Annotated in this window: 17 protein-coding genes; 1 reads left to right on the top strand and 16 read right to left on the bottom strand. The window is 43.3% G+C overall.

Annotation, left to right across the window (positions count from 1 at the left end; all coding sequences use genetic code 11):
- Nucleotides 1–4 precede the first annotated feature (4 nt).
- The 8 genes from FFM64_RS05050 to uxuA all read right to left on the bottom strand — a co-directional run bounded on the left by FFM64_RS05050 (nt 5) and on the right by uxuA (nt 12,402).
- The gene (locus FFM64_RS05050; protein WP_137606920.1) at nt 5–1,123 is read right to left on the bottom strand and encodes a glycoside hydrolase family 88 protein; all 1,119 of its coding nucleotides are present in this window, start codon (nt 1,121–1,123) and stop codon (nt 5–7) included.
- A gap of 18 nt (nt 1,124–1,141) precedes the next feature.
- Nucleotides 1,142–1,564: a PTS sugar transporter subunit IIA gene (locus FFM64_RS05045; protein ID WP_137606919.1), complete on the bottom strand. Its 423-nt coding sequence runs from the start codon at nt 1,562–1,564 to the stop codon at nt 1,142–1,144.
- A gap of 126 nt (nt 1,565–1,690) precedes the next feature.
- Complete coding sequence (locus FFM64_RS05040; RefSeq protein ID WP_137606918.1) at nt 1,691–4,285, bottom strand: sigma 54-interacting transcriptional regulator; 2,595 nt, start codon at nt 4,283–4,285, stop codon at nt 1,691–1,693.
- A 406-nt stretch (nt 4,286–4,691) separates the two neighbouring features.
- Entirely contained in the window at nt 4,692–5,987 is a 1,296-nt protein-coding gene (locus FFM64_RS05035) for a glycoside hydrolase family 28 protein (protein WP_137606917.1), read from the bottom strand.
- 669 nt (nt 5,988–6,656) lie between these two features.
- Entirely contained in the window at nt 6,657–8,075 is a 1,419-nt protein-coding gene (gene uxaC, locus FFM64_RS05030) for a glucuronate isomerase (protein ID WP_137606916.1), read from the bottom strand.
- A gap of 21 nt (nt 8,076–8,096) precedes the next feature.
- Nucleotides 8,097–9,665: a tagaturonate epimerase family protein gene (locus FFM64_RS05025; protein ID WP_137606915.1), complete on the bottom strand. Its 1,569-nt coding sequence runs from the start codon at nt 9,663–9,665 to the stop codon at nt 8,097–8,099.
- A 21-nt stretch (nt 9,666–9,686) separates the two neighbouring features.
- Complete coding sequence (locus FFM64_RS05020) at nt 9,687–11,312, bottom strand: mannitol dehydrogenase family protein (RefSeq protein ID WP_137606914.1); 1,626 nt, start codon at nt 11,310–11,312, stop codon at nt 9,687–9,689.
- Nucleotides 11,313–11,325: 13 nt separating this feature from the next.
- Nucleotides 11,326–12,402: a mannonate dehydratase gene (gene uxuA / locus FFM64_RS05015; protein ID WP_137606913.1), complete on the bottom strand. Its 1,077-nt coding sequence runs from the start codon at nt 12,400–12,402 to the stop codon at nt 11,326–11,328.
- 214 nt (nt 12,403–12,616) lie between these two features.
- Here uxuA and FFM64_RS05010 point away from each other — a divergent pair, with 214 nt between their 5' ends.
- Nucleotides 12,617–13,288 (top strand): GntR family transcriptional regulator, encoded by a 672-nt coding sequence (locus FFM64_RS05010; RefSeq protein ID WP_137606912.1) that lies wholly within the window; start codon nt 12,617–12,619, stop codon nt 13,286–13,288.
- A 484-nt stretch (nt 13,289–13,772) separates the two neighbouring features.
- Here FFM64_RS05010 and FFM64_RS05005 read toward each other — a convergent pair whose 3' ends face one another.
- From FFM64_RS05005 to FFM64_RS04970, 8 genes are all read right to left on the bottom strand, one after another.
- On the bottom strand, nt 13,773–14,012 hold the full coding sequence (locus tag FFM64_RS05005) for a hypothetical protein (protein ID WP_137606911.1): 240 nt from the start codon (nt 14,010–14,012) through the stop codon (nt 13,773–13,775).
- A gap of 147 nt (nt 14,013–14,159) precedes the next feature.
- The gene (locus FFM64_RS05000; RefSeq protein WP_137606910.1) at nt 14,160–14,615 is read right to left on the bottom strand and encodes a YueI family protein; all 456 of its coding nucleotides are present in this window, start codon (nt 14,613–14,615) and stop codon (nt 14,160–14,162) included.
- 78 nt (nt 14,616–14,693) lie between these two features.
- Entirely contained in the window at nt 14,694–15,713 is a 1,020-nt protein-coding gene (locus tag FFM64_RS04995; RefSeq protein ID WP_137606909.1) for a sugar kinase, read from the bottom strand.
- Nucleotides 15,714–15,787: 74 nt separating this feature from the next.
- A complete protein-coding gene (locus tag FFM64_RS04990) occupies nt 15,788–16,618 on the bottom strand; it encodes a hypothetical protein (RefSeq protein WP_137606908.1) in 831 nt (276 codons plus the stop codon).
- A 105-nt stretch (nt 16,619–16,723) separates the two neighbouring features.
- Entirely contained in the window at nt 16,724–17,836 is a 1,113-nt protein-coding gene (locus FFM64_RS04985) for a glycoside hydrolase family 88 protein (protein ID WP_223876892.1), read from the bottom strand.
- Between the two features lie 90 nt (nt 17,837–17,926).
- The gene (locus FFM64_RS04980; protein ID WP_379858587.1) at nt 17,927–19,171 is read right to left on the bottom strand and encodes an MFS transporter; all 1,245 of its coding nucleotides are present in this window, start codon (nt 19,169–19,171) and stop codon (nt 17,927–17,929) included.
- Nucleotides 19,172–19,238: 67 nt separating this feature from the next.
- A complete protein-coding gene (locus tag FFM64_RS04975; RefSeq protein WP_137606905.1) occupies nt 19,239–21,107 on the bottom strand; it encodes a DUF2264 domain-containing protein in 1,869 nt (622 codons plus the stop codon).
- Between the two features lie 15 nt (nt 21,108–21,122).
- Nucleotides 21,123–22,259: a glycoside hydrolase family 88 protein gene (locus FFM64_RS04970; RefSeq protein ID WP_137606904.1), complete on the bottom strand. Its 1,137-nt coding sequence runs from the start codon at nt 22,257–22,259 to the stop codon at nt 21,123–21,125.
- Nucleotides 22,260–22,306: the final 47 nt, after the last annotated feature.

The raw sequence follows: 22,306 nt of genomic DNA, 5'->3' as shown, positions 1-22,306 counted from the left end.
CTCCTCACCAAATCAAAAAGTCTTTTCCTAGCAGACGCACAATGGCTTCCACCAAATAAAAATCACTATAAATTAAGGGCACTTCGCGATTAGTTTGATCATGATATGCCCCAGTACCACACTGAACAATGCCATCCGTCTTCAAGTCCCAATCAGTATACTGAGCAACGGTTGCTTTTAATATCTGGATAGCCGCCTTGCGATAAAATTGCTGTTCATGAATTGGCACCCACTTAGCAATCTCTAACAAACCACAGGCTGCACACAAACCAGCAGAGGTATCAATAATTTCCGGCTGTTCTGGTGCACGAAAATCAACAATTGAAATGTGACCATGTTGACTAACCATCGCTATAAAATAGGCAGCTATCCGTTTAGCCGTCTCTAAATAGGCCACCTTTTTGGTATGCGCATAACTTAGAGTAAACCCGTACAATGCCCAAGCCTGTCCTCGAGACCAAGCTGACCCTGGGGCATACCCTTGGCCTCCCGGTGTCTCCAATAGCGCCCCAGTCGCCGGGTCAAGAATCACAATATGATTAACTGAACCATCGGGCCGTACCACGTGTTGCATGACGGTGTCGGCATGCTCCTCCGCAATATAAGTTAGCCGTGGATCATTCAATGTCTCACTCGCCCAATACAAAAGTGGAATATTTAACATACTATCAACGATGACACCACCCGGATTGCCATGATTCCAGGAACGAATAAAATGGCCACGAGGATTGTAGCGTCCTGCCAATAAATGTGCCGCGTGCAATCCTCGGGCCTTTGACCGCTCATTACCTGTAAGTCGATAATCCGCCACCGCCGATAAATTCCACATAAAGCCAACATCATGATGTAGCCCAGTATATTTATCAAATGCCTGATCCAAGCGAGCTTCATTCGCTTCGGCAGTCTGTCGATAAAGCGATTTACCCGTCGCGTGATACATTAACCATAGCGTTCCGGCCCAAAAACCATTCGTCCACCAAGTAATGTCCCGTTTTCCCATATCCACATAATGCCCATTCTCTGGAATATAAGGGATCTGATTGCCTAATCGTTGGGCTTCTGCCGTCAATTTAAGGTCCAACTGTGATAGGACTTGCTTTGCCCAAATCTCAACTTCTGTCATTTTGTCTTCTCACTTTCATCAACTCGCAAAAAAGTCTTCATGCTTCATATTCTCACTTGGTACCTTAACCTCCGACGTAACACGTTGAACCTGACATTCTGAAATTAATTGATCAATTCGCGCCGCAGTTAATGGCTCTGTGTTGATTAACAGTGACAGAACAATCGGTAGATTAACGCCACTGACTAAAAAAACATTTTTCTGATTTGCTGATAACATCGAAACGGCTTGGGCAACACTACCACCCACAATATCCGTTAAAATAATACAGGGCTGACCATGCGTTTGTTCAATAAAGCTTTGCACCTCTGCTTGTAGATCACAATTGTCCACATAGGCATCAATAACTGCTAATTGATCTTGTAAACCCGTTAATATTTTAATTGAGCTTTGAATACCACTTGCCATCCGGCCATGGGTCGCAACTAATATTTTCTTCATGAAAAAAGGCCTCCCCAAATTACGATTTAATGATTACATCAATATACAAGCAAAAACAATGCCAAGTCAGTGTTCGCGCCTGATCAGCGTCGTCTGTGCAATGATTTTGCGAATTTTAAACACTATTTAAAGCGTCAGTGCGGCTTTAAATAGTTCATACAGCAATGAAAGTTCGTAGCCATCAATCGTAATGTGGTATTTTAATTCGATCGGTTTAAAAATGCCATGAGCAACCTCATAAAACGTCTGTTGTTTGGAATCTGTTGGGACTGGCATCGAATACGACCGCTGTGATTCCAACCCTGTCATCAAGCGTTCTACCATCAACGAAATGTGCATATATAAATTTAGCTTTATTTTTCCAGCAAACTTAACCTGATAATAATTTTCAAATTTAAGAATCACGGTCTCGACCTCTTGAATAATAATATTGGGATTCAAGAAAGAAAGCCGTTCTGTGACTCCCTCAACCGATAGAAATCGCACAAGTTGATTATAAAGTTGATCAAAGGTCTTGGCATCCAGATATGGCGTCAAAATAGTGTTGAGAAGTACCTGACCTTGCGGATCTAAAAGATCATAGATATTCAAATGCTTAATTGCAAACTTATCCGGTAAATTAGTCGTTGTAATCACTAATAAGGTTGCATCAAAGGCAGCCACATCATTCTCGGCAACACTCTGCTGTAAGGTCGAAAAATCCATCGTAATAACGCTAACTTGTTGGGATAAATAAGTCTGTAAAATATCACGCAACTGTTCGGAAATCCCCAAACCTGACATACATGAGATGACGATATTAGGCTGCTGTGAAAAGCCCTCAAAATACTGTGTTGAAATTTGATAGTCGGCACTCGCATGTTCAGCCAACTGATTAAATGGCATTTTCTGCTGAATCTTCAAGGCAGTATCTAAAGCGGTTACCGTGGTTAAGTTATTGATAACGAGCAAATCTCCCGTTAATTTACTTTTGATCTGTCGATATAGTTGGCCTAATGAGCCCATATCAATAATCAGAACAAAACCATTGGTCGTATCAAATGACGCAATTGCCTGCCGACTCTGCTCAATAATGTCGTTAACTGAAGTTTCAATGGGCATATCTAACGCATCAACTAGATAGGTCCCACAAAGCTGATTAACTACTGCTTGGATACTAGTCGCAGTTGCACTACCATGCGCAACCATTAAACAATGCATACTAATCGATTCATCGACCATATCGCTTAATCCAATTGCTAATAACGAAACTAACAATTTATGACTCGTTGGTTCCAAAATTGGTAAATGTTTATAAAAATTGGCAGCAACATGCTTAGCGCGGGCACAATGCCCATCAACAAACTGGCTTAATTGCACCGCTTTTTCAGCAGGGAGAACGATTTTTTGTTGATAGAGATCAAACAATAGCAATTCATAAGAATGGCCGTTTTTAAGCCCAAATTGTTGCTCAACAATTTTCTTAAACAGGTCCGCATGAACGGCATGCAGATATGAATTGGTCGCTCTCGGCTGCATTAGCGCATAACTTTGTAATAGATTGCGTACCTGTGATAAAGAAAACTCAGCGTTACTAGCCATTATCTCAACTAATGCGGTTGAAAAAGACTGTTGCATTTGTTGATTCGGAAGTAATGGTTGTCTAAAATCGACCTCTAATGGTGTCTGCGATAATACCCCTAGTGTTTCGAAATCCGACCGCGCTAGTTTCACATCATCAAAATCTGCTAAGGTCAATTGGAGTCCCATCGTTGTTGCCCGATTATAAGCCCGTGCGCAAGCGACTTTAATTCGATTTTTCAATGTGCCAATATTTCCTTCTGGATTTAAATTTAAGAGATACGCAGCTACCTCTGGCATAACTTCCAATGAACGCTGTAGTCTTTTAGATTCCTGTCTAAATAAAGTTGTAATCAGCTCTAGGCGCTCGTCTAATGGCCGCTCCGCATAAGTTTCAATATGAATGCTAACGGGGACTCGTCGTGTAAAAGTATCTAGTAACGCCGTCTTAGGATCTTCAGTCGTCGCAAAAATAAAACGCACTTTGGCTGCAACATCGTGTTGATTCTCGCCAATCGGCCGAAAATGACCGGTATCCATAAAGGTAAACAGTTTCTCTTGATTTTCACCTGATAACCGATGAATTTCATCTAAAAATAGATAGCCCCCATCAGCTTCAGCTAACAAACCTGCCTTATCTTGTTGAGCACCTGTAAAGGCGCCTTTAACATAACCAAAGAGAATTGATGATAACAATTCTGGGTTATTCGCATAGTCAGCACAATTTAGCACTTTAAAAGGAGCCTCTGTATCAATGGCACCAGATTCACGTGCATATTGACCGATCATTTGTGCCAAAAAAGTCTTACCGACGCCACTATTCCCAGTAATAACCATATTCAGACCGCCAGCGGGATAATTAACCGCAGCTAAACATTTTTCAATTAATGCTTTTTGACTACCAGTTGCGCCTACTAAATTTTGAAAAGGTCTCATCTTAGCGACCGAAATCGGTTGTTGATCAAGATACCAACGTACCGGTCTACCAACAATTTTTTTGACTTCACCAGCCTTCAATAATTGTGACAAATAATGACTAGTCACGGATCGACTCAATTCTAAACTTTGAGCCAGTTCACCGGTCGTCACGGCTGCTTGTTCGGTCATCACTTTTTCTAAAGCCTTACGTACTCGTTCCTGAGCAGTATCATTTGTTGCCAAAAGAAAGTCCCCCCTCGTCTATATGTATACGCTTACAATTGCATTACTGAAAACCTATCACGAAAACTAACCAAATGCAACTTGTGTTTAAAATGGTTAGTGTTTAATTTGGTTAAACACTAACTGAACTCGCTGATAACATCGGACGTGCAGGTGGCGTTTAACCGGCCTCATACCACGCCCAAGAGATTTATGGTGCTAGTAAAGCTCCCAGGCTTGATCCGGTCCCTCCCGCATGTTATCAGCAACAACCAGAAGCGGCAATCGTCGACTTTTTTATTGCCTGATTATTGATATAGTCCAGTAGCTTACACCCCTTAATATCTCAATACGTCGAAACTATGACTATTCAGGACGAGAAAAAAAGAGTCTGAAATTTTTCAGGCTCTCATTTTGTATCCCATTCTTACCGTGTATCAAATTTCTCCAAAGCTTGATCGTTATCATGTTTAACCGAGACGTAGACCCGATTCATCAATAAATTTTCGACAGCGATGAGATGACCGAACTCGGACGCAGTTAAATGACAATCCGTGAACGTAATGTTTTGCATCGGCTTGTCTTGGAAAGCTTTCAAATCAAAGGCTCGCGCTTCCTTTGCATAATCTGCACTCAAAGTCGCCACAACATTACGAACCGTGATATCACGCACTAACGTCTTTTGTTGCTCAACTGGAATCTGGGCGGCAACGGCGGCCCACATCGGCGGCATATCTGGCGTGACCGCCATCGTTTTTTTATTATATTGAGTATGCCAGTTCATCAGCCATGAAAATGGGAACTGCACATTATGCATTTCTAGATGTTCTACCAAGATATTACTGATAGTTCCACCACGGTCAGCAGATGACTTCATCCGAAAACCACAGTCCGTGTTTTCAAACACCATATCATGCACATGGACATCGTGGACGCCAGCCGAAACTTCACTCCCAATCGTCACACCATAACCAGAATGAATCACACAATGGTCGATCTCAATCTTTTCGGCTGGTCGATTGACCCGCAAACCATCACCATCACGACCAGACTTAACCACAATACAGTCATCACCACAACTCAAATCACAATGATGAATATGAACATTTGTTGAGGAATCCACGTCGATGCCATCCGTACTAGGACCATTATTTTCGGTAACAATTAAATTTTTAACCTCAATCTGATCACAATAAGTAATCTGACAATTCCAAAAACCAGATCGACGTAACGTTAAATCACTTACAACACAATGATCCGACTGATACAGCAGAATTTCTCGTGGCCGTTTAACTTCGTAATCAACAATCCAGCGTAAATTCTTTGCATCGTATATCTTACGCTGCCCACCTTGCTGATCAGTCCCCCAGTAGCGTTCCCACCAGACCGGACCTTGGCCATCGATTTCTCCAGGACCACTAATGCTAACATCGGTTCCTGACAAAACATTGAGAATCGCTGCAGGCCACTGGGTCTCAACGCCAGCAATACGGGTTTCAATCATCCGATAATCATCCAACTCAGTGGAACCAACTAATTTTGCGCCGGCTTCGAACTTCACTTGCGTGTGTGCAGCGATAAATAGGGATCCCGTTAAATACGTTCCAGCACCGATTTCCAAAGTTTCTCGGGTTTGAGCAGCTTGATCTAACGCCGTTTGTAAAATTTCGGTATCCAACGTCTGACCGTCACCATGGGGCTGAAATTGACTCAACTTCAACATTTAAAACACTTCTTTCTTTGAAAAATTCCAATAGACTAATAACTTTTCGTAATCATTCTCTATCTCTAAAAGGAGCTTGTGTATCCGTTAAAATCTCAATCTGTTCGATTAACTAAGCTAATAACTAAAAGTTGAAAGGCCCAAAAACATCACAACTGTAGCTGCCACACCAAAAGTAGACTCGTCCAAATTCAGCGCTCCGTCAGTCAAAATCAGTGTGCTGTGGGGGACGGCACCAGCCAAAGAACGGTCTGGCACCTCAGTTCAAAGCCGATAAAACACGTCTTTGAATTGCCCCGCAAGCTTAGTCAGCCAAGAACGCCGACTGAGCTTGCCGACACTGCACACCAATTTTGACTGACTCCGCTAAACATAAATAACTGATTTGTTCCCTCAAAACACTGACTTAGATGGAGGTTGTTGCTGATAGCATCGGACGTGCAGGTGGCGTTTGACCGGCGTCTTTTGCCGGCCTTACACCACGGGACGGTTCGGGAAATTTGCGGTTTTAGCAAAACTTCCGGGCGAGGGTCAAGACGCTCCTGAGGCTTGAACCGGTCCCTCGTCCGCATGTTATCGGCAATAACCGGAAACAGCAGTATGTGACTAGTTTTCACCGCCTGATTGTTGACGTAGTCGTGCAGACCGGAAATTTTTAACTTTCAACCTTTAAGCTAATAAGCCAAAATAATCTTTGGCATTATTGTAAGCAATATCTTGAACGACTTTTCCCAACATGGCTTCGTCATTAGGGACTCGCCCTTGTTCAACTAATTGACCATAGAAGTGGCATAAAACCCGCCGGAAATATTCATGGCGTGGGTAGGACAAAAAGCTACGCGAATCCGTCAGCATCCCTACAAAATTCGGTAATAGACTGGTCTGAGCGAAGATTCGCAACTGTTTTTCAATGCCTTCAGCGGTGTCATTAAACCACCAGCTAGCGCCCAATTGCAGTCGTTGACGACCACCGGCTTGAAAAGCCCCCAGCATCGTTGCCAACTGCATCCAGTCATTATCATTCAGTGAATAAAAGATCGTTTTAGGAATCGCCTGTTGTGTCTGCATCCGAGTACATAGTTTGGTCAGTTCGCCAACGATGTCCGCTTGCATGCCAACCGCGTCATAACCAGTATCCGGACCGAGTTGTTCAAACATCGGCCGATTCAAATCACGAACCGAGTTAATGTGGAACTGCATCGTCCAATCGAATTGCGTATTAAGTTGCATGAGCTGCTCTAGCAACATCGTTAAATACTGATTTATTTCACGTTCAGTTAACGCCTGATTCTGGCGACCCTTCGTCAAAATAGCATCTAGCTCTGGCTCAGTTGCTTCGATAAACTGATAAGTCAGTAGCGACTGGTCTGATAAACGCCCACCAAGGGCATTAAAGTAGTCAAAACGTTGCCGTAAAGCCACCTTCAAATCACTAAAATGGGCAATTTTATGGCCTGATACCGTTGCTAATTCAGTTAAGTACTGCCCAAAACCATCCCGGTCAATTTGCATCAATTTATCCGGTCGCATCGCCGGCAGCGTCCGAAAACCATTTTCGCCCTCATCAGCCTTTAAAAGTTGTTGATATTTCAGTGTCGAAGCTGGATCATCGGTCGTGCAAACCACTTTGACGTTCGAATTTTTGATTAAATTCCGTGGCTTAAATCTTGGCGTTTGGAGCAGCTCATTCGCACGACACCAAATATCCGGCGCCGTTTTCCGACTTAAGAGGTCATTAATGTGAAAAAAGCGCCGCAATTCCAAATGTGTCCACTCGTACAACGGATTTCCCAATGACTTTTCAATCGTTTCGGCCCAAGCCAAGAACTTATCATAATCATCACCATCACCCGTGATCAGCCGTTCTGGCACACCGTTCGCTCGCATCAAGCGCCATTTATAATGGTCGCCATAAACGCCTTCGTTCAGCCAAATCTTAGTGATGTTGGGATAATTTTTATTTTCATAAATTTCTACCGGATTTAAATGACAATGAAAATCAATAATTGGCATTGATTTAGCATAATTTTCAAATAAATTTTTGGCCATTGGACTATCCAGTAAAAAGTCATCTGCTAAAAATTGCACGGTCATTCACCCACTTTCTAACTATGATTCGTATTTAGCTTGCACTGCGGCTTTACTGGTTTCAATTCCCTGCAGTAAATCCAAGTGTTCTGCAATGTGAAGATTCAAATAACGGTCATATTGTGCTTGGTGGGTCTCTAAGATATCAAATATCCGATCACGATAAACATACTGATAGCTATGTTGCGCATTCATAATCGACCCATACATGGTGTGCAAAACTTGTCGACCATCATCATCACTCAATAGTGACATGACATTATCAACATTGATGGTTGTCGGTAACGGTGCCTTGCCATCGGTTTGCGCATTGAACGTATAGAATGACGCAACATCATCCAAGTTGTCATAAGCGAACTGATATAGTTCAACCATTAACTTCGGTTCAACTTTAGCTACAACTCGCAGTGCTTCCAGCCAGTTAGTTCCGGCCGTTTTAACGTGCCAACCATGTTGCTTAGAAATTCGACCAATAATTTCATAAACCGACAATTTATCAGAACCCGAGTGAATACTTAATTTATACCCAAAGTGTTCCGCAATGGCTTCGTGAATCTTGTATTCCCGTTCAAAACGCTTAACATCACCCAGGTAGTCAATCGCCTTTTGAAATTCGCCATAAAACTTAGGAGCCAGGGTTTCTGGCGTGATATGCTCACGGTTGAGTTCATTAGCAAAGAAATAATGATTGGCGGGGGTTGTTGGGACGATTGTTTCATCCATGGAAATTTCGAAATCTAACTGATATGGCACCACAAATTTATGATAGATATAAGTCGCATAACGCACGGCCCCGTAGAAAATCAAGACAGATTGTTCCAAATCGCGCTTAGAAAAATGAACTTGGGACGCCTCATTGATCTGGAAAGTCTGATCGAGATAAGTTTTATCAAACCGAGCCGTTAAATCAGTATCTAAAGCTTGATATTGAGCATCCAAGGCTTGATCATCCAAATCTGCAACTTCATTATGAATCTTTTCCGTGCAGTCCAAAGTAATCATGCTACAACCAGCTTTAACGGCATAATCAACTTCGTAAGGATTCTTAACGTGATCGCCATCCGCAGCCCAGCCATCGGTATAGCCTTCTTCAAATACCGACCAACCAGCATCTAACAACACGTCCGTATTCGTACGATTCATTAATAACAATTCACGAATCGACTGTTGGGCCAATACCGGCATGATACCACGGCCTTTAAACAGTCGTAAATGCGCATTTGACGCGATTCCTAACCGGTCTCCCAACCCAAAGGTATATTTATAGCCATGGCGTGAGGTTGGCTTGATCCAAGCAAAACGCTTTGCCAAGGCCTGCCAATTATTTTCGTTTAGGTCACCGACAATCAGGACCTTATCCGCATCAGGACATTTTTCACGGGCTTCAAAGTCACCAATCGCCGCTTGATCTTCATAGACAACTAAAGATTTTTGAATCTTGTTCGCGACTGATTCATGCAAAATAAAATAAACATTGCGACGATCAACTTGAATCGACGGTTGATAAATTTGATCATCTGACAACTGATCGTAGTTGCCCTGTGCAGCAATAATTTCATTGACATCCTTCAACAATTTTTGCAAAACCATTTTAACTACCTCCATTTAATTTCAAAGCGCTATTGCGGCATGTAGCGTTTCACGAACCGCTCCAGGACCACTAATCATCGCCATGAAGTTTTTTTCAATCGTCTCGCCCAGCCCTAAGGCATACAAATCATGACCAAAAAACGCCGGGTTACTTAAAATCGGTTGTAAGCTGTTATGAACAACGTCCACATCAGTTGTGCCTAACTGAATTGGTGCCAATAGCGGTTGCAAATCAGCCAATAATGGGTCCGGACTAAGGGTAACTGTTTCACCATGATCATCGAGTCCCATTAGGTAGCGACACCAGCCAGCAATGATTAACGGAATCGCGGTTAGTTTTGCTAACTCGTCGGGATCAGCCTTCGCGTAATGTGTTAAGGTCACGCCGTATCGCACAGCCATTTTCTGGGAAGTATCCGTTGCAATCCGTTGTGGTGTATCTGGAATATTGGGATTGGGCAGCCGTTTCGTAATTAACTCATCAATGAATTGTTTAGGATCAATAATTTTTGGACTAACCACTGCCGGTAAATCTTCCTGATAACCTAAGTGCTTAATCAAGGCCAACAGATCCTGGTCAGCAACTTCAGCCGCAATCGACTGATAGCCAAGCAAGCAGCCAAAGATAGCTAACGCAGTATGTAACGGATTCAGACAAGCCGTAACCTTCATTTGATCAGCTAGATTAACTGTTGCCCGATCCGTTAGAATGACCCCCGCCTGAGTTAAATCTGGTCGGCCATTAGGAAAATCATCTTCTAGCACTAAATAATGAGCTGCTTCAGTATTTCCAAACGGTGCAATATTCGTTCTTTTAGCGGTATGCAAAATTTGCGTGTCTTCAAAATCATGTGCTGCCAAATATTGCGCGACTGATTCGGCCGGATTAGGGGTAATCCGATCAATCATGCTCCAAGGAAAAGTAATCTTGGTCCGATCTTGTAAATAAGCGACAAATTCCTGTGGCACTAGTTGTTGCTGCAACCACCCCTGAGCGATTGTTAGCATACCATCTTCCAATTTTTGGCCGTTTTGCGAAAAGTTATCCGTACTAACTAATGCTAACGGTGCTTGGCCGTTTTGATAGCGTGCATACAGTAATGCCGCCAAAATTCCCATGTTCGTCTGTGGGTGACCCGGTCCCTGGGAAATATCAGCTTTTGCCGCTGGGATCAACTGACCAGCCAAATCGGTTAAACCGTACCCCTTCTCAGTAATGGAAAAAGTCACTAGTTGTAACGAGGCTTGGGTAAAGGCCGCTTTTAACCGATTCCAGGATTCCTTGTCTGTCGGCGTTAACGCCAAGCTGTCAGCAACACTTGCGACTAATTCCCGATCATAGGGCTGCTCATTTGTCATCACCACGCGTAAAAATCGATTGTGGTAAGGCTGATACATTTGATTAATAACTGCCGCATCATATGTTTCGGCAACAATGACACCGGCCTTTAAGGCACCAGTATTGAGTAACCGTTGCGCAATGGCGGCATGAAAACAACGAAATAAATTTCCACCACCAAAGTGGACCCAAACTGGCTGCTGACGCCCTGCCTGACTCGCCTTTTCCTGATCAAACTTTGGAACCGTAATCCCTACATCTTCAAATTGTTTTGGATTATTAACGTAATCAGCTAATAATTTGACCATCTGTTTTTCACCTCTAATGATTGCCTTTTTCTAAAGCTTCCCATAGACCATTCAAATACGAGATCCCAAGGGCACGGTCGTATAATCCATAGCCCGGTCGACCTTGTTCTCCCCAGATATCACGGCCATGATCTGGACGGATATAACCTTCATAGCCGCTCTGATAAAGCGCTTTCATTATTTCGTACATATCCAAGGAGCCCTCTGAAGATAAGTGGGCAGCTTCATGAAAGTCGCCGGCAGCATTCATAAATTTAATGTTGCGCGCATGCACAAATGGCACCCGATCTTTAGCAACAAATTCCCGAATCAAGGCTGGAACATCATTCTTTGGATTTTCACCTAGGCTCCCTGTACAAATGGTAAAGCCATTATATTTTGACTCATACAATTGCTCGATCGTTAGCATATCTTCACGATTTTTAAAGATCCGTGGCAAGCCAAACAAAGGACGTGGTGGATCATCTGGATGAATTGCCATCCGGACATCACATTCTTCACAAACGGGCATAATTGCTTCCAAAAAGTATTTAAAATTATCTGTTAACTTTTGCGCATCAACATTTTGGTAAGCCGTAAATAACTGCTTAACCTCCGCTAAACGTTCCGGCTCCCAACCAGGAAGGACGTAACCGTTGGACGAATTTTGAACTGTTTCAATAATTTCATCCGGTGTCCCTTCAACAAATTGATGTTCAAATGCCAAATCCGTTGACCCATCCGCCAGCTTATAGTGTAGATTAGTACGAACCCAGTCAAAAATCGGCATAAAATTGTAACAAATAACTTTTATGCCATACTTAGCTAGATTACGAATCGTCTGCTTATAATTTTCGATATAACGATCCCGCGTCGGCAAACCAATCTTGATATCATCATGAATATTGACTGATTCAATGACCTCTAGCTTTAACCCAGCCGCCTCAACTTGATTTTTCAACGCGGCAATCTGGTCTTCTGGCCACACCTCACCAACTGGAATATCAAACAAAGCGCCAACCACTTGTGTCGTGCCTGGGATCTGCCGAATATCTTGTAACTTAATTGCGTCAGACGCACTACCATACCATCGGAAACCCATATTTTTCATTACTAAACCACATCCTTACGTCAAATATGCGTAAAACTAAAATATCAGTTCACCGGTAGCGTACTGTTTATTTCACCTTAGGTCAATGCTTATTGAGATAACTGCCAATAATAAATACTAAAATATCGCATTAATCTTAAAATATGATATTATCGACTATGTAAATTCCAAATACTGACATATCAGTTCACCAACTTTTTAAAGAGGGGTTATCATGGCATCTACTAATACAATTAACCTGAGTGACCAAGCCTATCAGTTTATTAAAACCAAAATTATGAATTTAGACTATGCACCCGGCGCAAAAATTTCGACTACCTCCATTTCCGAGGCCAGTTCATTGGGCAAAACCCCCGTACGTGAGGCCCTCTTACGGCTATCACAGGAGCAATTGGTCAACATGGTTCCACAGAGTGGCGCCTACGTTGCTAAAATTAATCTTAAAATTGCACAGGAATCGCGTTTCACTCGCGAATTAATTGAGACTGAAATTATGCAACAAGCAGCCGCCACGATTCAGGCAACCGACATTGACTGGTTAAATCAGAATCTCAAAGCCCAGACAGCCGCGTTACAACAGAAGAATTTATCCCGTTTCTTCGAGCTAGATAATGCTTTTCATCGCTACTTTTACGTGATGACTAACCACGACCTGAGCTGGAACTGGCTAGAACTCATTAACATCAATCTCGATCGTTTTCGGCGCTTACGCATTGAAAACAATCATTTGAAATGGCAGCCTTTAATTGACCAGCATCAAACTTTACTAACCGCCGTCATCAACCACGACTTAACTGACGTCCGCTTCCATGAGCTAATGCATATTCGTTTGATGCTTGCCGAAGAAGATTCCGTCCAACAAGCCTTTCCAACTTATTTTGTTTAAATCTTGGAAATAGCCAATCGTTACCGCTTCCGGTTGTTGCTGATAGCATGCGACCGAGGGACCAGATCAAGCCTTAGAAACGTCTTACACCACTATCACGGCCGATGCTATCGACAACAACCTTCAACTAATCAGTAACTCTTTTTTGTAAATCAGTTAATTACGCTTAGCAGAGTCAGTCAGAATTGGTGTGCAGTGTCGGCAATATTAGTCGGCGGTTCTTGGCCGACTAATATTGCGGGGCAATTCAAAGACGTGTTTTATCGGCTTGGAATTGAGGCGCCAGACCGTCCTTTGGCTGGCGCCGTCCCCCACAGCACACCGATTTTGACTGACGGAGCGTTGAATTTGGACAAGTCTACTTAAGATGTAACGGTTACTGGCACCACTGTAGTGATAATGTTTCTTATGCTTTCAACACTTTGTCGTTTAACTAAAAAAATCGTGAGCATTGACGTTTAATCAATGTTCACGACTTTTTAAATTAGTTCATTTTAATTTGATCCAAAGCTTTGACCAAGTACTCAAAATTAGTGCTGTTAGTAAACTTGAATTGATTTGACTCGAGTTTGTTAAACTTTTCGATCAAGAAGTAAGCTTGTAAATAACGTTTTAAGCCATCTTTACTTGCTCGTAAATCATCTTCAGCCTTTAAGTTGGAGCCACTCACGACGGCGCGAGCAAACTTGTCTGGATCAATCATTACCTTTTTATCTTTTGCCATTATTAACCCTCATTTCCCTTTATAATAATTATCATATAAATGGAAATGATTAGCGTCAACACGGTTTTTAGTAAGAAACGTAAAATCAATAGTAAATAGCTTTAAATTTGCTACTTTTCACTATTGTAAAACGCTTACAATAGTGACTCAAGTTTGACGAAACCATGATCGCAATAGCCTAGGTTTGACCGTTTTCGCTTCGCAGGTTGGCGCTGGATAGCGCTCCTCAATATTGATATTAGCAACATTTAAGGCACAGTCTCCACACAAGATGATGGCAGCGTTATCCCAGTCATGATGATAATATTGGCTATTCCTAATCGCAAACGGAATACCCGCTGATTGGGCTAATTTAACATAGCGACTTAAAATATCACTATCCAACTTAGCGTGTATCAACAAACCTAGGTTCTCCCGTCTTTGTAATTCTGATAAAATCTCGGTCGAAAAGTCTCGTTGCAAGGCTTGACGGAAACTTATTCTCAAATCAATCCGTTCTTGAAAAGTTCCTAAGCAACGATTTTGTTCATCCGGATGTAACAGCGGCGTTCCAAATAATGCGTTTTGCAAACGTTTATCCATTGCTTGATCATTGTCAGCCATGGGTAATCACCCCTACTCAAGAAATCCAATCTTTCAAGTTAACTAATCAACTAAATTTTGACGAAATAAAAGCTAAGCCTAACGATTCATTGCGGACGCACCGGAATCCATCAACCCACTAATTTCAGCTTCACTAACTAAGTTCAAGTCACCACTGACCGTCAGCTTCAAGACACTAGCTGCAATGGCATAATTGACTTGTTTTTGACCATCAAAGCCATGGAGGAATCCATGTAATAAGCCCGCACCAAAGGCGTCACCACTAGCCACACCTTCGTACACGTGCAACTGGTAAACTGGACTTTCATAGAACTGACCATCACGTAAGGTCAAAGCAGACCAAAGACTGTCTTCAACGGAGTGAATATTCCGTAAGATGCTGGCAACCGTATGCACATTCGGATACTTGTCGGTAACGGCCTTCATACCAGCTTTGAAACTTTCTTTTTGATCAATCCCATGGGCCATATCACCATCAAAAGCTTTAATCCCTAAGCTTGATTCAAAATCTTCATCATTAGCAAGGCAAACATTAACGTATGGCATCACCTTTGCTGAAAAGGCTTGCGCTTCAGCCGGAGTCCACATCTTACCACGATAGTTGGTATCAAAGACAACCGTAATTTGATGTTCAGCACAGTATTTAACCGCTTTCAAAATTGCCGATTGTAATTCAGTTGAAATCGCTGCAGTAATCCCTGAGAAGTAGAAGTAATCAACATCCGATAACAGGTTCTCCCAGTCAAAGTCAGCAGCCTTTGATGTGGCAAAAGAGCTTCCAGCACGATCATAAACCACGTTAGTCCCACGAACACTGGCACCTTTTTCAAAGAAGTAGATTCCTAATCGTGGCCCACCACGTAAAACTTTATGCGTATCAACGCCAAATTTGCGCAAAGTTCCTAAGGCTGAATCACCTAATAGGTTCTCTGGAAATTTAGTGACATAAGCAGCTTGATCGCCTTGCAATGACAATGAAACTGCCACGTTGGCTTCGGCACCACCATAAGTGGCTTCAAAACGGTCACTTTGTAAAATTCGTTTACTCTCACTTGGCTTCAGACGTAACATCATTTCGCCAAAAGTTAAAACTTTCATCTTGACACACCCAATCTAATTTTTAAATATTATATTCCTGATATTTTCTATAATAACCTTTTTTAAAACGCGCGTTAAGCCTTATTGTAACCGTATACTTCAATTTGAGTGAGTGCTGTAAATTCAGCACTGTTTTCGGCTTTTTTCAAATTATTCAATACTATTCTTTGCGTTACATGGGCTGGAAACTTTAAAGTTTGTAATTCAGCGGTCGCAGTCGTTGGGCAATCAATCGTGCTGCCATCATCAAATCCCAATGTCACTTGATCCCAATAACCATCGTGATCCCATTCCAAATGATCATGACGAAGCATTAACTTAACGCAATCAACAGTCACACGATGACCAAATTCAATTGTTAATGCTGCATCCGCTTGTTGATGAATGCCCCATGAACCGTATGGATATGAGCCATGCGAAATGTTGGCTAATTTACCATCAATCGCATTTTGCGCAATAAAGGCTGGATTCGTTTCAGCTGTCACATTCGTCACCGCATGTGGATAAGCCCCAGTATCAGCCGCCTGATCATGTGGATTGAGTGCTAAATTACGATAAGCCGTGATTTCGGCCGTAGTCGCTTTACGAACCGTAATGCAGTGCCGTTTCGAGGCGAAAGCGGTGTCAATTTGATGCTTATCAGTCGCGATGGTGTACGTCCAACTAGGTTGTGCTAAATAAACCAAGGTTGGTGCTAAAGTTTCATCCAACTGCACCCAGACATACTGTTCACCCTGATCCAAATCAACCTGAATCTTTTCACCAGTTTGCCAAACCATATTCTTAATTCCTAACACCGCCAAATCAGTACCAGTCACTTGATACGGCTTGCTAACCTTATCGTATGAAAAGACCCCTTGCTTAACTTGTCCGGCCTGATCCAATAATTTAATCGTAATTTTCAATCTAATTCCTCCTTAGTCAATTTAAGCCATCTTTTTCAGACTAACTTTCAGTGTACTCGATTTAAACATATTTCACACCCCGGTACGCCTATAAGAACATCAAAATCACCATAAAATCAGTGCGTTCCCCTTCAATCGCAGTAAAGCTTCGCCAAAGAAATAATCGGCGTAAATCAAGGGCACCTCATAGGTCGCCGGGCGATAATAGGCCTCCGTCCCACCACCGATAATGCCATCCTCGGTGAGTTGCCAATTGCCATAACGACCAACAATCGCCTGGATAATTTTAATCGCTGCTTGCCGATATGGCGCCTGTTGTGACTTCGGTAATAGCTCAGCTAAAGCTAATAAACCAGCCGCCGCAATCATACCAGCACTAGTATCAAAAATCTGTGGTACTTTTGGCGCTCGAAAATCTGCCAATGGAATATCATTGGTCAGCTGACATTGTTGGATAAAGTAATCCGCCACCCGTTTGGCAATGGTCAAGAATTCTAGTTGTCGCGTATGCCGATAAGTTGCAGCGAATCCATATAAGGCCCAAGCATTGCCACGGCTCCAAGCAGACTCTGCACTGACCCCTTGGCCGGCTAATTGGGTCAAAAACGCGCCAGTATCCGGATTAAAACTGGCAATATGCCCCACGGACCCATCTGGACGGACTAAATACTTCGCCACCGTTTGTGCATGTCGCGTGGCCAGCTTTGCAAAGCGCGGATCACCAGTCTGCTCACTGGCCCAATAAAGCAACTGAATGTTCATCATGCTATCAATGATGACCCAACCTGGATGATCGTTCCAAGAAACCAAGAAATTACCTTCGATGTTAAACCTGCCAGCCAACAAACTAGCCGCGTGGAGTCCGGTCCGATAGGCTTGTTCGTCCCCAGTAACCTGATAGTGTGCAACGGCTGTGAGTAACCACATGAAGCCGACATCATGATGAATATCTTTAAATTCATATAAGGCACGGTCCAATCGTTTTTCTTGAATAATGGCTGCTTCACGAAATTGGTCTTGGTCGGTCGCATTAAAGAGTTGCCATAAAATACCACCCCAGAAACCATTGGCCCACCAGTCATAGCCCCGTTCAATCATCACATCGCTATAAAAGCCATCGTATGGAATATAAGGCGTCTTGCCTGCCAAGCGGTCATTTTCGCGTGCGACTTTTTTGATAAATTGTTCTAAATACTGCGCGACCCAATCTGTCGTCATCATCCTCACCACCCTTTTCAAAAATACAAAAAACGCATCACCCTAGGTTGTTTTGCATGAACCTAGTTTGCCTGCGTTTTTTCTTTAAGCCTACTTAACCGATTTAATTGCCGAGATTAAAATCCCACCGACAACTTCCATCGCAACTGAAAACATAAAGATAGCTTCATAACCTAAGCCAGTAACAATCATTGAAGCAACCAAAGCCCCTAACATTTGGGCACCAGTTACCCCGAGGTTAATTAAGCCTAAGTCCTTACCAGCCGTTGCAGCTGATGGTAAAACATCCAAGTTCAAGGCACCATCGACGGAGTTATAAATCCCAGTCCCCATCGCAGCTAGTACCCCATAAACATACATCGTCCAAGGATTCGCATCAAATAGTGGGAACAATGCCGCTAACCCTAACAAGTAAGTTGCAATTGAAACTGGCAACTTAACGCGCTTTAATTTATCCGCTAAGACCCCTGAAACTAACGCAAAGGTTAAGCCAATAAACAACATAATCGACGAGAAGATTGAAATGGCCGCACCGGCACTCTTATCATTCATTTGCATATAATCAGTGAAGATATACAACAGATACGTGGTGATAATCGTATGCCCTAAGACCATGAAGAACTTCCCAAATAACGCTAAGTAATAATCACGGGCACCCTTAGTTGGTAATGAAAAATGTGTCACTAAATTCTTTTTATCTAACGTTACCTTGGGTTCATCCATATTGGATTTTTCGCCCGCTAACCAAATATGCACTAACATCAAAACTAACGCAATCGCTGCCATGACATAGAGGCCAACCCGTACATCGCCTAAAAATTGAGCAGCTAGAATGGCAAAAAGTTGTGGCACGATGGTCCCCCCAACCCCGTAAAAGGTTGAAATCGTCCCTCGCCACTTAGGTGCGATTCGATCCGAAATTTGCGCATAGATCGAAGCTGCCACAGCATTTTCGGCCGCCGCAGTAACGACCCAAACTGCAATAATCGCAATAATTGACTGAATGTTCGCAATTGCGACCAGCGATAACGAAGTCACAACTGTCCCTAAAATAATATAAGGCTTACGCTTCCCCAAGCGACTCCGTGTCACATCGGAGAAAGCCCCAAATAACAGATTCGCGATGGCCGCAGTTAACGAAGAAACCATGCCTAAAATCCCAACGGCCCAAACTTTGTTAACAGAATCAATTTGACTAAATAATTGTGGTAACAGCGTACTTCTAGCAGATGCCACTGGGCCGATCCAAACGGCTGGTGACATGAACATCGCCAGCGCAAACGAAACGGGTAATTTCGGTTGTTGTTCATCCTTTACTTTAGCATTAATTGCCATATTCGGCTTTTTTAAATTTACTTTCTGATTTGCTGCCATTTTATTAACATTCCTTTCAAAAGACACCTTAATGTAGTTCTAATTCCCGTACTTGATCCCCTAATTGAAGACTGACCTTTTGATCCTGTAACCCGACTATTGGCTGTTGTTGCCACTTGTTGCGAGCGTAGGTACTATCCGCATTAGCGTAGATTCCCGTTACCAGCCAGTGTTCCCCTGGTGTTAAAACCGTCGTGCGTCCTGGTAGCGCTACCACTTCTGGCGTCATTAAATTGGTATTGGGAAAACCACCAATCGTACCATCATTTTGTTCAACGGTGCTCCCCAACAAGTTGACAATGCCACTAAAACCGGCCGGACCGTCAAAGTAACTCGCGGTCGGTGTGGTCTGGTTAGTGCCAGGATTATCGGGAGAGTCTGCCACTGCAAAACCAGTTTCATAGGCCAAGCTAGGCTCCGTCACGACCAGATGATGAATTCGAATCTGCCACCCCTCAAAGGCGATTAACCAAGTTCGAACCTTCATTTTGTCGTTAACGCGCCAAGTTGATCCCACATAATCAGCAGTTTGGACCACATTGGAGACATTATTACGAGTGTAGAACATGCCGGGTTCAACAACATCCTCACCATGCCGATTAGCAACCATCGTGGTATCAAGCGTCTGCAAACCAATCATCGAATCCATCACAGCTTCTTCCTTAAGCTGATTTTCTCGTGGCACCGAGAAGCCAAATTGACTGGAATAAGCAAACTTAAAATACTTTTCATTCGTTAAAGCGTGGTAATTCGGGCCTGGTTGACCAGCATTCAAGAGCACCGTGTGACCATGATCATGCATCGCTAACAAGTGCGGTGCCGCCAATAATTTAGTTGCTGCTAAATCTGGCAATGGTGCTTCGTCGCTTTGCCAATATGAATGATCTGTTGGTAATGCCAGTAATAAGAAGATCTTATTGGACCAGTATGGTGAAGTCGGACTGTTATATGGCTCTGTCATTAATAACTGTTCATAGCCATAACCTAATGTTAGTAAGTGACTTTCACTAAAAATCGGTCGCTGCAACCACCAGCGAAGATTCCGATTGATAATGCCCTTAATAACGGCCGTTTTTTCTGGCCAAATGTTGCCATAAATCATGGCAACCCAGAAAGCGACTGCCGCATAACGATAGGTCAAGCTCCGACCAAATGGCACGTTCGCGCCATCTTCGGCAAAGAAATGGATGAACTGCTGAGCCAAGGCCTTGGCCCGTTTTCTGAACGTTACGCTCAATGTATCGTTTGGCACTAAAACGCTATATAAAATCCCATAATATTGAAAGGCGAATGGCGTATAGTAATCAATCCGGCCACGGGCACTATCTTGATACCAGCCATCGCCCTGATAGCAGGCTTCAATTTTTTGCAAAGCCGCTTGGACATCAGTTTGAGCGGTGGCACTGACTTCGACGCCCAACTGCTGTAAGACCTGATAGATCAAAACCTTGAAGAACTGCCAATTGCCATCTGAGCAATTATGCTCAAAAATTTGACTAAACCAAGCGCCGATTTGTTGCTGCTCGGGCGCTGTAAATTGTTGCCACAGATACTGTTTATGATGCAGTAGTGCTAACGCGATCGGTGGCATTTCGACCATGCGTTGATCACGATCGTGTAAATCGCCCCAATAGTCAGGGCTATTCGGGTCCGTACCAGCCAAGAGACCCTGTTTAATTTCATTTTGCCAAGCAACGTCAAGATCCTTAATCGCCGGACCAGCGCCCCACAACATGCGAGCAAAGCCTTCCACACCAGCAATCCGATTGCCATAACCGACGCCAGTTGACCCAAACATCACGCGAGCTGAACCCTGATAGTGTTGTCGTAATGGCTGATTAACTTGCTTGAATAATTGCACATAATCATTACGATGCTTCAATTTTAATTGTGCCATTGAGCTGTAACCTCCCTAATAAATTGATAAATCTAAATCTAGTAATCGCAATAATGCTTCGACATAAAACGCATCGCCATAAATAATAGGAACCTCACGATCCGTTGCCCGATGGTATTTCGCAGAACCCTTAGTCAGTAACTCATCGTGATCGATATCGAAGTCACAGAACTTGGTCGTCAGCGCCATGAACATCTTCAAAGCCGCCTGTAGATAAAAACGCCCCTCAGCTTCCGGTAACCACTTAACCAGTTCCAGCAGCCCACAAATTGTGATGGCAGTCGCAGTCGTATCATAATAAACGGGGTCTGCCGGTGCCCTAAAATCAATCACCGAAACATAATCATTTAGGGCCACGTTCGCAATGAAGAAGTTCGCCGCCTGCTTGGCCTGATCCAAATACTGCGGTTGGTGATTATGACAAAATGCCAGCGTTAACCCATAGATTACCCAAGCTTGACCGCGTGCCCAAGCGGAACCTTGACCGTAACCTTGGCCACCCAAAGTTGTCTGCAACTCCCCGCTCTTCGGATCAAAAACCGCAATATGATTACTCGAACCATCTGGTCGTAGTAGCGCAGCAGTGGCGGTTTGCGCATGTTGGGTAGCTATCGCCGCAAACCGCGGATCCTTAGTGACCTCACTTGCCCAATAAAGTAATGACAGGTTCATGAAACAATCAACGATGACTTGGCCTTGCTGTTCCGGTCCATTCCAAGCCACTAGAAAACCACCGGCTGGATTATACCGTCCCGCTAAAATCGTGGCGGCTCGTAGTCCCCGCTGCTTAGCGGCAGGATTCGCCGTCATTCGGTAATCAGCCACCGCCGCATTGAGCCAGACAAAACCAACATCATGATCTAAGTCATCAAATTGGGCTAACGCTTGATCCAAGTCCGTTTCAATCTGACGCGCGTACTTTAAGTATTTTGATTCCTGGGTTGCATGGTACATTTGCCACAAAATTCCGGCCCAGAAACCATTAGTCCACCAAGTCAATTGCTGATGACCGATATCAGCATATCGATGTTTAACGGCAATATATGGCATATTGGTTTTAATGCGATCACTCGTAACCGCCAGTTTAGTTTCAACTTGCTGCCAAATCTGTTGTAATTGTTGCTTGGTCTTTTCATCTAATTTGTATTGCATCTAATCACACCAACCAGTCTAAGAAAACGCTTTCTTTTTTGACTATA

This window comes from Lactiplantibacillus daoliensis (assembly GCF_005405005.1).
Taxonomy (GTDB): Bacteria; Bacillota; Bacilli; order Lactobacillales; family Lactobacillaceae; genus Lactiplantibacillus; species Lactiplantibacillus daoliensis.
This window is presented reverse-complemented; position numbering and strand designations above follow the sequence as displayed.

Bases quoted from the DNA above. Each gene is read 5' to 3' on its own strand.
- FFM64_RS05050 (WP_137606920.1), bottom strand. From the start codon at position 1,123: ATGACAGAAGTTGAGATTTGGGCAAAGCAAGTCCTATCACAGTTGGAC.
- FFM64_RS05045 (WP_137606919.1), bottom strand. From the start codon at position 1,564: ATGAAGAAAATATTAGTTGCGACCCATGGCCGGATGGCAAGTGGTATT.
- FFM64_RS05035 (WP_137606917.1), bottom strand. From the start codon at position 5,987: ATGTTGAAGTTGAGTCAATTTCAGCCCCATGGTGACGGTCAGACGTTG.
- FFM64_RS05025 (WP_137606915.1), bottom strand. From the start codon at position 9,665: ATGGTTTTGCAAAAATTGTTGAAGGATGTCAATGAAATTATTGCTGCA.
- FFM64_RS05020 (WP_137606914.1), bottom strand. From the start codon at position 11,312: ATGGTCAAATTATTAGCTGATTACGTTAATAATCCAAAACAATTTGAA.
- uxuA (WP_137606913.1), bottom strand. From the start codon at position 12,402: ATGAAAAATATGGGTTTCCGATGGTATGGTAGTGCGTCTGACGCAATT.
- FFM64_RS05010 (WP_137606912.1), top strand. From the start codon at position 12,617: ATGGCATCTACTAATACAATTAACCTGAGTGACCAAGCCTATCAGTTT.
- FFM64_RS05005 (WP_137606911.1), bottom strand. From the start codon at position 14,012: ATGGCAAAAGATAAAAAGGTAATGATTGATCCAGACAAGTTTGCTCGC.
- FFM64_RS05000 (WP_137606910.1), bottom strand. From the start codon at position 14,615: ATGGCTGACAATGATCAAGCAATGGATAAACGTTTGCAAAACGCATTA.
- FFM64_RS04995 (WP_137606909.1), bottom strand. From the start codon at position 15,713: ATGAAAGTTTTAACTTTTGGCGAAATGATGTTACGTCTGAAGCCAAGT.
- FFM64_RS04985 (WP_223876892.1), bottom strand. From the start codon at position 17,836: ATGACGACAGATTGGGTCGCGCAGTATTTAGAACAATTTATCAAAAAA.
- FFM64_RS04980 (WP_379858587.1), bottom strand. From the start codon at position 19,171: ATGGCAATTAATGCTAAAGTAAAGGATGAACAACAACCGAAATTACCC.
- FFM64_RS04975 (WP_137606905.1), bottom strand. From the start codon at position 21,107: ATGGCACAATTAAAATTGAAGCATCGTAATGATTATGTGCAATTATTC.
- FFM64_RS04970 (WP_137606904.1), bottom strand. From the start codon at position 22,259: ATGCAATACAAATTAGATGAAAAGACCAAGCAACAATTACAACAGATT.